Genomic DNA, 11,746 nt, shown 5'->3' on the forward strand with positions numbered 1-11,746 from the left:
GTTCAACTCGATCGTCCCGAGCCCGTTAGTGGATACTGCCGCTATGGCAATTTTCCAATGAGAAATCATCGCCATTGCCGGACAATTGAATGAGACGCGTCAGGTTCAGGATCTTCATGTCGTGACGTCCGACCGGGACGAGAATGTTCCGGCTGGCGAGCTTGCTGATGGTGCGAGACACTGTCTCGATGGTGAGACCGAGATAGTCGGCAATATCGAGCCTGTTCATCGGCAGCATCACGAGGTCGCCTGCCGCGTTGGTCATTTCGCGGGAGATGAGCTGGAGCAGAAAACTGCACAAGCGCTCTTCTGCATTCTTCTTCGACAACAGCACCATCTGATCGTGCGCAGCGGCCATTTCCTGGCACAGCAGCGATATGAAATCAGGACGCAGACAGGCAGAGCGGGAGATTTCATCATGGAAATTCTTCCGTGCGATACGGCGGATCTTGCAATCCGTGACGGCTTCGGCCGTGTAGAGGTAGCGCTTCTGGAGCGACGTGCCGACAAGGTCACCCGGATACAGAAATGCCGTGATGACGCGCCGGCCGTCGCCGATGATGCGGTAGAGGCGCATGACGCCTTCGACGAGTTCAAAAAGGTGGTTTGCAGGGTCGCCTTCCCAGAACAGGGCCTTGCCGGCTTGCAGCCCTTCTTGCGGAATAGAATTAAAAAGCGACTTCAGAGACAGCTGTCCCGAATTGTCATTCACCGAACCGTGAATGGCTTCGAACGCAATATTTTTTTGCATCAACATTTTAGAACCCTCTGTCCCGTTTGATGAGGGTAATAGAAACGGTTCGCGTTACACCGGAATGCTGGCAGCGTGCGCATCGGTGCGAAAGTGTAACAGCTTGTAACAGCGCGCCGGTTTGCTCCGGTCGTCGAAGAATAATCCAGCTTGCGCCTGCGCAGAACACTGCGGTCGTTGACATAGATCAAGGATCAGGCCCGGCGCTCGTGTCAGCTCTCCCAGGACAAGATCGGAGCGAAGGTTGCGCGTCTGCGTGATCATCTGTGCTTGGGGACAACGACATGAACTATACGACGGAAACCGTGCTCATCGCCGTTTGCGCGTTCTTCGCGCTGCTCGGCGCCGCTTTTGCGCACGACCACCTCTTTGCGGCACATATGTGGGTGCTGTTCTTCGTGCTGATGGGAAGCACCCTTGTGCTCCTTCGCCGCGTCAATTTCGCACCGGCCGGTCGGCGGCCCAAGCCGGACTCGTCCGAATATTTCGACGATGTTGTTCGATACGGTGTCATCGCCACCGTGTTTTGGGGCGTGGTCGGCTTTCTCGTTGGGGTCGTCGTCGCGCTTCAGCTCGCCTATCCCGACTTGAACCTTGCTCCATATTTCAACTTCGGGCGCCTGCGGCCGGTCCACACATCCGCCGTCATTTTCGCTTTCGGCGGCAACGCGCTGATCGCCACCTCATTCTACGTCGTCCAGAGAACCTGTCGCGCCCGCCTCTTCGGCGGCAACCTCGGCTGGTTCGTATTTTGGGGCTACGAGCTCTTCATCGTCATGGCCGCGACGGGATATCTTCTGGGGATCACCGAGGGGCGGGAATATGCAGAGCCCGAATGGTATGTCGACATCTGGCTGACGATCGTCTGGGTCGCCTATCTTCTTGCATTCCTCGGAACGCTTTTGAAGCGCAAGGAACCGCACATCTATGTCGCGAACTGGTTCTACCTGGGCTTCATCGTCACAGTGGCGATGCTGCATGTCGTCAACAACCTGTCGGTACCGGTTTCCTTGCTCGGCTCGAAGAGCTATTCGGCATTCTCTGGCGTCCAGGATGCTCTGACCCAGTGGTGGTACGGCCATAACGCGGTTGGCTTCTTCCTGACCGCCGGCTTCCTGGGCATGATGTATTATTTCGTGCCGAAGCAGGCCAACCGACCGGTCTACTCCTACCGCCTGTCGATCATCCACTTCTGGGCCCTGATCTTCATGTATATCTGGGCCGGTCCGCATCACCTGCACTACACCGCTCTGCCGGATTGGGCGCAGACGCTGGGCATGGTGTTTTCCGTCATGCTCTGGATGCCTTCGTGGGGCGGCATGATCAACGGTCTGATGACCCTTTCCGGTGCCTGGGACAAGATCCGCACGGACCCGATCATCCGCATGATGATCATGGCAATCGCCTTTTACGGGATGTCGACATTCGAAGGTCCCATGATGTCGGTCAAGTCTGTCAATTCGCTCAGCCACTATACGGAATGGACGATCGGTCATGTCCATTCGGGCGCTCTCGGCTGGGTCGGCATGATCACCTTCGGCGCCGTCTACTACCTGACTCCAAAACTGTGGGGGAGGGAGCGCCTTTATAGCCTTCGCATGATCAACTGGCACTTCTGGCTCGCGACACTTGGCATCGTCATCTATGCCGCCGTGCTTTGGGTTGCCGGAATCCAGCAGGGGCTCATGTGGCGCGAATACAATAGCCAGGGCTTCCTCGTCTATTCCTTCGCCGAGACCGTTGCTGCCATGTTGCCCTACTACCTGCTGCGAGCCTTGGGCGGAACTCTCTATCTCGCGGGCGGTCTGATCATGGCCTTCAATGTCTACATGACCATCCGTGGTTACCAACGCAATGAGGCGCCGATGCCGGGTGCCCTCGTCGCCCAGCCTGCCGAGTGAGGAACGACCATGTCGATACTTGAGAAACACAAGATCATAGAAAAGAACGCGACGCTCCTACTGGTGGGATCGCTTCTGGTTGTCAGCGTTGGCGGCATCGTCGAAATCGCACCGTTGTTCTACCTGCAGAACACCATCGAAAAGGTGGAAGGGATGCGTCCCTATACGCCACTGGAACTGGCCGGCCGCAACATCTATGTGCGTGAGGGCTGCTACGTCTGTCACAGCCAGATGATCCGGCCATTCCGCGACGAAGTCGAACGCTACGGACATTATTCGCTCGCAGCTGAATCGATGTACGACCATCCCTTCCAATGGGGTTCGAAGCGCACCGGGCCGGATCTTGCGCGTGTCGGTGGGCGCTACTCGAACGAATGGCAGGTCCAGCACCTCGCCGATCCGCGCGCGGTCGTGCCGGAATCGATCATGCCGAGCTATGCCTTTCTCAAGACCAACGAGGTCACAGTCAGGGATGTCGGCATGGATATCAAGGCAAATGGGCTTGTCGGTGTGCCTTACACGCCGGACATGATCGCCAATGCCGAGGCGGATATGAAAATGCAGGCGGATGCGAACGCCGATACCACGGCACTGCTCGAACGCTATCCGAAGGCCAAGACGGGCGACTTCGACGGTGATCCTTCGAAGCTGTCGGAGATGGACGCTTTGGTGTCCTACCTGCAGATGCTCGGCACCTTGGTCGACTATTCGACCTATGACGACGCAACCGGATATCGCTGAGGAACGCGCCCCATGGAAACCTACACAGCAATGCGCCACTTCGCGGACAGTTGGGGCCTCCTTGCCATGACGCTGTTCTTCATCGGCGTTGTCCTTTTCACGCTCCGTCCGGGCAGCAGGGAAAGCGCCAATGACGCCGCAAGCATACCTTTGAAGGATGACTGATATGTCGGACAAACATGTTGACGAAGTCAGTGGCGTCGAAACCACTGGCCATGAATGGGACGGTATCCGCGAGCTGAACAATCCCATGCCGCGGTGGTGGGTCTGGACGTTCTATGCAACGATCCTTTGGGCGGTGGGATATGCCATCGCTTATCCTTCCATTCCGCTTCTGACCAACGCCACGAATGGACTCCTCGGGTTTTCGAGCCGCGCCGATCTTACACAGGAGGTGGAGACGGCAAGGTCGACCCAGACCGTCTATCTCGACCAGATCGCCGCAAAGACTGTCGGCGAAATCGACGCGGATGCCAATCTGAGGCAATTTGCCATCTCCGGCGGCGCCTCGGCGTTCAAGGTCAATTGCGCACCGTGCCACGGCAGTGGCGCAGCCGGCGGTCCGGGATTCCCGAACCTGAACGACGACGACTGGCTGTGGGGTGGCGATCTTGAATCAATCCAAAAGACCATTGCGCATGGCGTCCGTTTCGACGGTGACGGCGACACCCACGTGTCGGAGATGCCGGCGTTTGCTGACGTTCTCGATGCCGCGCAAACCCGCAATGTCGCTGCCTACGTCTGGAGCCTGACGAAGACGCCCTCCGATACAGAGATGGCAAGCGCCGGCAAGCAGGCTTTCCTCGACAACTGCGCGGCCTGTCACGGGGAAGACGGCAAGGGCAACGTCGACATGGGTGCGCCCAATCTGGCCGATGCCATCTGGCTGAAGGGGGAGGGCGAAGAGGCGATCGGCCGGCAGATCAGCGCGCCAAAACATGGCATGATGCCGGCCTGGTCCGCCCGCCTTGGCGAGACGACCGTGAAGGAACTCACCGTCTTCGTGCATTCGCTCGGCGGCGGAAAATAGGAGGCTGACATGTCAACACGCGATACCAATCCGCTGATCTCGCTCTATGGCACACCGCGCTCAGTCGTCCACACGCGGGTTTCCGTGCGGGCCAAGGTGCCAGTCACCGCAGAAGAGGAAAAGCGAGAGTCCGAAAACTTGGCCAGGCGATGATCAGTTTGACTTGCCTCAAGGATCATTCGACCACAAGCCGCTGATAAGCGGGCGTCCCCTGCGGGGCTCTTTCTTAGCAATCTCTCCTGGCCACGCCTTCGGCGTGCCACGCCTTCGACGTGGCTTTTTGCATTTAGGCGTACATCCGCCTTCTTGACCTACGTCAAGGAAGGCAGCGTTGCGGAATGCGACAAGGGCGCATCAATGATGGATGCTGATCATGAACCTCTACACCGCCCCCAATTCGCGCGACAACAAAACGGTGGAACATCTTCAGGTGGAGCCGGTCAACGCGGCACGCAATCGTCAGCCCCTTTATGCCGCGCGCAAGAAAGTCTTCCCGAAAAGGGCGCAGGGGCGCTTCCGTCGCTTCAAATGGATCGTCATGCTGATGACGCTCGGGATCTATTATCTCTCACCATGGCTGCGGTGGGACCGGGGGCCTTACGCACCCGACCAGGCGATTCTGGTCGACCTGGCCTCGCGCCGCTTCTTCTTTTTGTTCATCGAGATCTGGCCGCAGGAGTTCTTCTATGTGGCGGGCCTGCTTGTCATGGCGGGATTTGGCTTGTTTCTGGTGACGTCCGCGGTCGGGCGAGCCTGGTGCGGCTACGCTTGTCCCCAGACGGTATGGGTCGATCTGTTTCTCGTCATTGAGCGCGCCATCGAGGGCGACCGCAACACAAGGATCAAACTCGACAATGCGCCATGGAGCGCGACCAAGCTGCTGAAGCGCGCCAGCAAGCACGCGATTTGGCTTGTCATCGGTGCAGGAACCGGTGGTGCGTGGATTTTCTATTTTGCTGACGCGCCAACATTGGCGCAAAGTTTCTTGGCGGGCCAGGCACCGGCCGTTGCCTATGCAACCGTCGCAACGCTTACCGCGACCACCTATGTGCTCGGCGGCCTGATGCGCGAGCAAGTCTGCACATACATGTGTCCGTGGCCGCGGATCCAAGGCGCCATGATCGACGAAAACTCCCTCGTCGTCACCTACAACGACTGGCGCGGCGAACCGCGCTCCCGCCACGCCAAGAAAGCGGTCCTCTCAGGCCAGGCCGTTGGAGACTGCGTCGATTGCAATGCCTGCGTGGCCGTCTGTCCGATGGGCATCGATATTCGCGACGGACAGCAAATGGAGTGCATCACCTGCGCGCTCTGCATCGATGCCTGCGATGGTGTCATGGACAAGCTGAACAAGCCGCGCGGCCTCATCGCCTATGCAACGCTGAGTGAATATGCCGCCAACATGGCACTTGCCACCGACACCGGAAAGACTGGCGTGCAGCCTCAGCGCGTTCGCGATGGTGACGGAAACTTCATCGCCGCAATCCGGCATTTCAATTGGCGCGTCATCTTCAGGCCGCGCGTGGTCTTTTACGCAGCCGTCTGGGCGGCAGTTGGCATTGGTATGCTCGTCCATCTCGCACTGCGAGAGCGGCTTAACCTCAACGTCGTGCACGACCGAAACCCTCAGTTCGTCCTCGAATCAGACGGCTCGATCCGCAACGGCTACACGCTGCGCATTCTCAATATGCTGCCGCAGCCCCGCACGATTGCGTTGCATCTCGAAGGAATGGAAGGCGCGACGATGAGGATTCCGGAACTATCGGAAGAGGAAAGCCGGCAGTTCATGATTGAAACGAAGCCAGACACGGCAATGGCGCTCAAGGTGTTCGTCACGAGCAAGAATGCCTCCAGTGCCGTCAGCGAATTTCTCTTCGTGGCCGACGACCCGGCCGGCACGGATCACTCAGTCTACAAAGCCGCCTTCAATGCGCCAGGAGCCAGGAAATGAGCGACTACCAGATCACCAATGGCAAAGGCTTCACCGGCCGCCACATGCTTTTCATCATGCTTGTCTTCTTCGGCATCATCATTTCCGTCAACATGACGATGGCCTGGTACGCCTCGTCGAGCTGGAGTGGCCTGGTGGTGGAAAATACCTATGTCGCGAGCCAGGAATTCAACAAAAAGGCGCAGGCAATGCACGCTATGGCCACGAGCGGCGTTTCTGGTGAATTCGCGCTTCAAGACGGGCTGATTGTCTATACGTTGCGCAATCGCGACGGTTCGCCAGCCACCGCCGACGCGGTCACGGCGCATTTCAAGCGGCCGGTCGGCGACCACGAGGATTTCGTCATTCGATTGCCGAAGCGCCGTGACGGCCATTTCGAAGCGCGCCACCGCGTCCTGTCGGGCGACTGGATCGTTGAAATCATTTCGAAGAACGAGGGCACGACCGTGATGCACGAGGCCCTCAGGATCAATACGGCGGGGTTCGTCCAATGACATGCTGCACCATGGATGTAGAATGCGTGCTGTCGCTGAGCAGCAACGTTATCAGCGCAGAGGAGGCACTGCTGGCCAGCCAGTCTCTGGGCTCCGGTCTCAGGCAATCGGATTTCAGCGTTCCAGGCGTCCACTGCGGTGTCTGCATCTCGACCATCGAAAAGGCGCTGACGCAGTTGCCTTATGTCAAGAACGCGCGGGTTAACCTCACGGCAAAGCGCGTGAGCTGCGTGTGGTACGAGGAGGTGAACGGCAAGCCGGTCAATCCAGCCGGCATTCTGTCTGCAATTGCGGCCTGCGGCTATCAAGCGCATTTGTTCACGGCTGACTTGAGCGACGATGATCGTGTTCGCAATCAGCTGCTGCTGGCAGTCGGTGTCTCGGGCTTCGCAGCGGCAAACATCATGCTGCTTTCCGTATCGATCTGGTCCGGGGCCGAGGCTGCAACGCGCGACATGTTTCATGGGATATCGGCAATGATCGCGGCGCCCACACTGATCTATGCCGGACGTTTCTTCTACCAATCCGCATGGAACGCTTTGAAGCACGGCCGCACCAATATGGATGTGCCGATATCGCTTGCGGTGACGCTTTCTTATTCGATGTCGCTTTGGGAAACGATCCATCATGGAGAGCACGCCTGGTTCGATGCATCCGTATCCCTGCTGTTTTTTCTGTTGATTGGCCGCACACTCGATCACGTCATGCGCGACAAGGCACGCGCGGCAATCACCGGCCTGGCGCGGCTTGCCCCGCGCGGTGCGCTGCTGATCAACCCGGATGGCCCCAAACGTTATGTGCCGTTGGATGAAATCAATGTCGGAGATCTGATTGCCGTGCCGGCCGGCGAACGCATTCCGGTGGATGCCACCGTCGTTGCCGGTCGCAGCGAGGTCGATCTGTCTATCGTCACTGGGGAGAGCATTCCGATGGCGGTGTCGACGGGAAGCGAACTGAAGTCCGGTGCGATGAACCTGACGGGATCGTTGACGATCAAGGCTGCGGCGACTGCAAGAAACTCGCTACTGGCCGAGATCATCGGCCTGATGGAAGCCGCAGAAGGCGGGCGCGCCCGCTACCGGCGCATCGCCGATCGCGCCGCGAGCTACTACTCGCCCGCCGTTCATCTCCTGGCACTGATCTCCTTTCTCGGCTGGGGTCTGATCGGCGGCGACTGGAAGCAAGCGATGCTGGTGGCCGTCGCCGTCTTGATCATCACCTGCCCCTGCGCCCTGGGCCTGGCGGTGCCCGTTGTTCAGGTCGTGGCCGCCGGCACCCTGTTCCGGCGCGGCATCATGGTCAAAGACGGCTCGGCCATGGAACGACTGGCCGAGATCGATATGATTGCATTCGACAAGACCGGAACCTTGACGATGGGTCAGCCGCGTCTCGCTTACCACACCCATGCCGGCCCTCGCGAACTGGGCATTGCCGCCGGCCTGGCGGCTCATTCCCGGCATCCATTGTCACAGGCACTTTTGCGCGATGCCGGATCAAATGCCCTGGCATTTGATGGGGTCGAGGAGATCCCGGGCGCTGGATTGGAAGCGAAAAGCGGGGAGGGAACCTATCGTCTCGGCAATACGGCCTTCGCTTGCCCGGGAAGTCCGCGAGGCGCACAAAAAAGCGACGCCTTCTCCGAGGTCGTCCTATCGAAGGACGGGATCGAGCTTGCACGCTTTTATTTCGAGGATACGCTGCGGCCAGGTGCCGATGGCGCCATCAAGAGCCTTGCGGGTCAAGGGTTTGCCGCGATTGTGATGTCAGGCGACCGGGAAAGCATCGTCGACGCAACCGCCAAGACGCTCAAGATCGATCGCTGGCTTGCAGGATTGACGCCCCGGGGAAAGATGGAGGAATGCGAACGTCTGGGCAAGCTCGGCCATCGCGTCCTGATGGTCGGTGACGGGATCAACGACGCACCGGCGCTCTCGGCAGCTCATGTGTCGATGGCACCGGCGACGGCGGCAGATGTCGGCCGGCAGGCAGCAGACCTGGTCTTCATGCACGATAGTCTTGAGGCCGTGCCTGAGGCGATCTCGGTGTCGCGCCAGGCGGCTCGGTTGATCCGGCAGAACTTCGCGCTGGCGATCGGCTACAACATCATCGCCGTACCGATCGCAATCGCGGGCTATGCGACGCCGCTGGTCGCGGCCGTGGCGATGTCGACATCGTCGCTCATCGTCGTTGCAAATGCCTTGCGTCTGAACGACAGGGCGAAGGACCCTGGCAAGCGGCATTCGATCCGCAATACGAAGCATTCGGCAGTGGAGTTCGTTTCGCCATGAACATGCTGATTTACCTCATTCCGATCGCGCTCTTCATGGGAGGATTGGGCCTTTTTGGTTTCCTGTGGTCCCTGAAGAACGGCCAATATGACGATCTCGATGGCGCGTCATGGCGCATTCTCGATGACGAGGATGAAAAGATGCCCCGGCGGTGAGGTTTGACGCTTGCCAGGAGCGGCGGATCGTTACCGCCAGCCTGCTACATCTGGCGCAGAGCCGCGATATCGTCGATCCGCACGGTTCTGCCTCTGACAGTGACGCCCGCTTCCTTGAGCGCACCGAATGCGCGCGAAAGGGCTTCGGGAGCAAGGCCTAGCTTGCCGGCGAGCAGGCTCTTTTGGTAGGGGAGACGAACGGTTTCGCTTGGTTTGCCTGCCGAACATTGGCTTAAGAGATAGTGGGCAACCCGCTGAGAGGCCGTTTGCAGACGGTCGCTGGCCACGCATTCCATCGTCGCAAGCAGATGGTCGGCCATCAGCTGCATGATATTCCTGTCCAGAGCTCGGTCCTCTTCCGCCAGGCGTCTTACGCCGTCGATAGTAAAGCGCGCTAGCACAGCATTATCTGCCGCCTGAACATTGTAGGCATAGATACCACCACCGCCGATCAGACACTCGGCGAAGGTGTCGCGCGGCTCACAGATCCTGATATCTGCAGCGCGTCCCATCTCATTCGTCTTGAACAAACGAACATAGCCTCGGATAACACAAAAGAACGCGTCGGCTCTTTGACCTTCCCGGATGATGAAATCGCGAGGCTCGAACCTGATGATGTCAGCCAGCTTGAGCAGCCTGTTGGCGGTGTCGCTGCCTAACCCGGCAAAGAGTTTTGAACGCGCCAATACGGTCGTCTCGACGGACATTTTCCTACCCTCGTTGAATCCCAAACCTCATTTAGCCTACGCAAGCGAATTCCTGTTTGATTTTGATCAACGGCCCAAGCGTGAAAGTAAGCGCAAAACTGGATCTTTCGCGGCTCCGGCGGACCGCTTGACCATTCTTTGGGGAGAAGGATGACTGGCGACGTTCCCATTTCCTGAGAAATTCGATAATTGAAGAAAGCAACTGGCGGTGCGCGGGCGCGTCTTCTCGAAGAAGCCCTAGGGAATGTGGAAATGACGGGCAAGCAATCCGAGCATATTTTGGTCGTCGACGATGACGCCCGGATTCGGCAAATGCTGATCCGCTATTTCGAAGATGAAGGATATCGCGTCACGGCCGTCGCTGACGGCACTGCGATGCACGCTGAGCTCGCAAAGACAGACTTTACAGCGATTTTCCTCGATCTGGTTTTGCCTGGCGGGCAAAACGGGCTTCAATTGGTGCGGGAAGTCCGCGCGAAGTCGGACGTGCCGATTTTGATGCTGACCGGCCGCGACGATGTGACCGACAAAGTCGTAGGCCTCGAAGTCGGAGCAGATGATTACATCGCCAAGCCATTCCACCTTCGCGAAGTTCTTGCGCGACTAAGAACCGTGTTGCGTCGCCGCCAGCCTGCCGAGCGCCCGGCCGCGCATCCGGCTCCGGACAAGGGCGTCCTTCAATTCGATGGATGGCAACTTCACATCCACCGGCGCAAGCTGACAGACCCTTCCGGACAAGACACGCCACTGACAACCGGCGAATTCGATATGCTGCTCGTCTTTGCGCGCAATCCGGGCCGCGTGCTGTCGCGCGAAACGCTGATGGACCTCACGCGCAGCCGCAACCTCGAGGCGTTTGATCGAACAATCGACGCGCAAATTGCCAGGCTGCGCAGAAAAATCGAACAGGATCCCAAAAACCCGACAATCATCCAGTCCGTTCGCGGCGTCGGCTACATCTTTACGGGTAGCGGCCGATAATCGCCAACACAACGCCGGCTCTTTGATTACTGTCAATGTTGGCGGTAGCTGAAGCGCGTATGTCGGTCGAAAACGGATAATTTCGAAGAACTGGATGCGGATGTTCCTTTAGCTTGCATTTGCAGCTCTGACAGCTGCCGTTGGATGCTTGAGAGTTGCCGAGCACAGCTTCGAGTGCCTTGGAAAGCGCCGGGAGTTGATCCGGCTCAAAGAAAAGCTGCACCTTGAGCGGAAAATGGTGCACACCTGGCGATCCGTTCTTGATTTATGTCAAGACCATCCAGTTCGGCAAGCGCTAGGTCTTGGTGGTGGTCATGGAGCATATGAATGGATTTCGAAGGATTTTTTAGGAGCGAGCTGGACGGGCTTCACAAGGAAGGCCGCTATCGGGTTTTCGCCGATTTCGAGCGTCATCGCGGCAGCTTTCCACGCGCCACGCGCCACACGGCGGACGGTCAGAAGGACGTCACCGTCTGGTGTTCCAACGACTATCTCGGCATGGGCCAAAACCCGAAGGTGATCGCGGCGATGAAGAACGCCATCGACCACTGTGGCGCGGGTGCGGGAGGCACCCGGAATATCTCTGGCACCAACCACTATCACGTGCTGCTCGAGCGCGAGCTGGCCGACCTGCACGGCAAGGAAGCAGCGCTGATCTTCACCTCCGGCTATGTCTCCAACTGGGCGTCGCTCGGCACGCTCGGCGCCAGGATCCCCGGGCTGATCATCTTCTCCGACGCGCTGAAC

The 11,746-nt window shown here is 58.7% G+C and carries 13 protein-coding genes; 11 read left to right on the forward strand and 2 right to left on the reverse strand.

Features of this window, described 5'->3' with window-relative positions; all coding sequences use genetic code 11:
- Window positions 1–25: 25 nt before the first annotated feature.
- On the reverse strand, window positions 26–757 hold the full coding sequence (locus BLP23_RS26495; RefSeq protein WP_092587712.1) for a Crp/Fnr family transcriptional regulator: 732 nt from the start codon (window positions 755–757) through the stop codon (window positions 26–28).
- 278 nt (window positions 758–1,035) lie between these two features.
- Here BLP23_RS26495 and ccoN point away from each other — a divergent pair, with 278 nt between their 5' ends.
- The 9 genes from ccoN (at window position 1,036) to ccoS (ending at window position 9,311) form a co-directional block, all read left to right on the forward strand.
- Entirely contained in the window at window positions 1,036–2,652 is a 1,617-nt protein-coding gene (ccoN, locus tag BLP23_RS26500; RefSeq protein ID WP_092587713.1) for a cytochrome-c oxidase, cbb3-type subunit I, read from the forward strand.
- A gap of 9 nt (window positions 2,653–2,661) precedes the next feature.
- Window positions 2,662–3,393, forward strand: a complete 732-nt coding sequence (gene ccoO / locus BLP23_RS26505) for a cytochrome-c oxidase, cbb3-type subunit II (RefSeq protein WP_092587714.1) — start codon at window positions 2,662–2,664, stop codon at window positions 3,391–3,393.
- 12 nt (window positions 3,394–3,405) lie between these two features.
- Window positions 3,406–3,558 (forward strand): cbb3-type cytochrome c oxidase subunit 3, encoded by a 153-nt coding sequence (locus tag BLP23_RS26510; RefSeq protein WP_092587715.1) that lies wholly within the window; start codon window positions 3,406–3,408, stop codon window positions 3,556–3,558.
- A 1-nt stretch (window position 3,559) separates the two neighbouring features.
- A complete protein-coding gene (gene ccoP, locus BLP23_RS26515; protein WP_092587716.1) occupies window positions 3,560–4,423 on the forward strand; it encodes a cytochrome-c oxidase, cbb3-type subunit III in 864 nt (287 codons plus the stop codon).
- Between the two features lie 9 nt (window positions 4,424–4,432).
- Entirely contained in the window at window positions 4,433–4,576 is a 144-nt protein-coding gene (locus BLP23_RS26520) for a hypothetical protein (RefSeq protein WP_324613824.1), read from the forward strand.
- Window positions 4,577–4,796: 220 nt separating this feature from the next.
- The gene (gene ccoG / locus BLP23_RS26525; protein ID WP_092587735.1) at window positions 4,797–6,374 is read left to right on the forward strand and encodes a cytochrome c oxidase accessory protein CcoG; all 1,578 of its coding nucleotides are present in this window, start codon (window positions 4,797–4,799) and stop codon (window positions 6,372–6,374) included.
- A complete protein-coding gene (locus BLP23_RS26530; protein ID WP_092587717.1) occupies window positions 6,371–6,868 on the forward strand; it encodes a FixH family protein in 498 nt (165 codons plus the stop codon). Before ccoG ends, BLP23_RS26530 begins: the two co-directional genes overlap by 4 nt.
- The gene (locus BLP23_RS26535) at window positions 6,865–9,156 is read left to right on the forward strand and encodes a cation-translocating P-type ATPase (RefSeq protein WP_092587718.1); all 2,292 of its coding nucleotides are present in this window, start codon (window positions 6,865–6,867) and stop codon (window positions 9,154–9,156) included. Before BLP23_RS26530 ends, BLP23_RS26535 begins: the two co-directional genes overlap by 4 nt.
- Complete coding sequence (ccoS, locus tag BLP23_RS26540; RefSeq protein WP_092587719.1) at window positions 9,153–9,311, forward strand: cbb3-type cytochrome oxidase assembly protein CcoS; 159 nt, start codon at window positions 9,153–9,155, stop codon at window positions 9,309–9,311. The genes BLP23_RS26535 and ccoS overlap by 4 nt, the downstream gene beginning before the upstream one ends.
- 44 nt (window positions 9,312–9,355) lie before the next feature.
- Here the strand turns inward: ccoS and BLP23_RS26545 are convergent, their stop codons facing one another.
- Complete coding sequence (locus tag BLP23_RS26545) at window positions 9,356–10,018, reverse strand: Crp/Fnr family transcriptional regulator (protein WP_092587720.1); 663 nt, start codon at window positions 10,016–10,018, stop codon at window positions 9,356–9,358.
- Between the two features lie 252 nt (window positions 10,019–10,270).
- On the opposite strand from BLP23_RS26545, the gene BLP23_RS26550 reads away from it, so the two are divergent.
- Window positions 10,271–10,999, forward strand: a complete 729-nt coding sequence (locus BLP23_RS26550; RefSeq protein WP_092587736.1) for a response regulator — start codon at window positions 10,271–10,273, stop codon at window positions 10,997–10,999.
- A gap of 327 nt (window positions 11,000–11,326) precedes the next feature.
- Window positions 11,327–11,746 (forward strand): aminotransferase class I/II-fold pyridoxal phosphate-dependent enzyme (locus BLP23_RS26560; protein WP_139187115.1); only part of this gene is annotated, 420 nt, incomplete at its 3' end.

Origin of the sequence: Rhizobium mongolense subsp. loessense (assembly GCF_900099775.1) — a bacterium.
GTDB classification, from domain to species: Bacteria; Pseudomonadota; Alphaproteobacteria; order Rhizobiales; family Rhizobiaceae; genus Rhizobium; species Rhizobium loessense.

Coding starts and splice junctions, on each gene's coding strand:
- ccoO (WP_092587714.1), top strand. CDS start 2,662: ATGTCGATACTTGAGAAACACAAGATCATAGAAAAGAACGCGACGCTC.
- BLP23_RS26520 (WP_324613824.1), top strand. CDS start 4,433: ATGTCAACACGCGATACCAATCCGCTGATCTCGCTCTATGGCACACCG.
- BLP23_RS26510 (WP_092587715.1), top strand. CDS start 3,406: ATGGAAACCTACACAGCAATGCGCCACTTCGCGGACAGTTGGGGCCTC.
- BLP23_RS26535 (WP_092587718.1), top strand. CDS start 6,865: ATGACATGCTGCACCATGGATGTAGAATGCGTGCTGTCGCTGAGCAGC.
- BLP23_RS26495 (WP_092587712.1), bottom strand. CDS start 757: ATGTTGATGCAAAAAAATATTGCGTTCGAAGCCATTCACGGTTCGGTG.
- BLP23_RS26545 (WP_092587720.1), bottom strand. CDS start 10,018: ATGTCCGTCGAGACGACCGTATTGGCGCGTTCAAAACTCTTTGCCGGG.
- ccoP (WP_092587716.1), top strand. CDS start 3,560: ATGTCGGACAAACATGTTGACGAAGTCAGTGGCGTCGAAACCACTGGC.
- ccoS (WP_092587719.1), top strand. CDS start 9,153: ATGAACATGCTGATTTACCTCATTCCGATCGCGCTCTTCATGGGAGGA.
- BLP23_RS26550 (WP_092587736.1), top strand. CDS start 10,271: ATGACGGGCAAGCAATCCGAGCATATTTTGGTCGTCGACGATGACGCC.
- ccoN (WP_092587713.1), top strand. CDS start 1,036: ATGAACTATACGACGGAAACCGTGCTCATCGCCGTTTGCGCGTTCTTC.
- ccoG (WP_092587735.1), top strand. CDS start 4,797: ATGAACCTCTACACCGCCCCCAATTCGCGCGACAACAAAACGGTGGAA.
- BLP23_RS26530 (WP_092587717.1), top strand. CDS start 6,371: ATGAGCGACTACCAGATCACCAATGGCAAAGGCTTCACCGGCCGCCAC.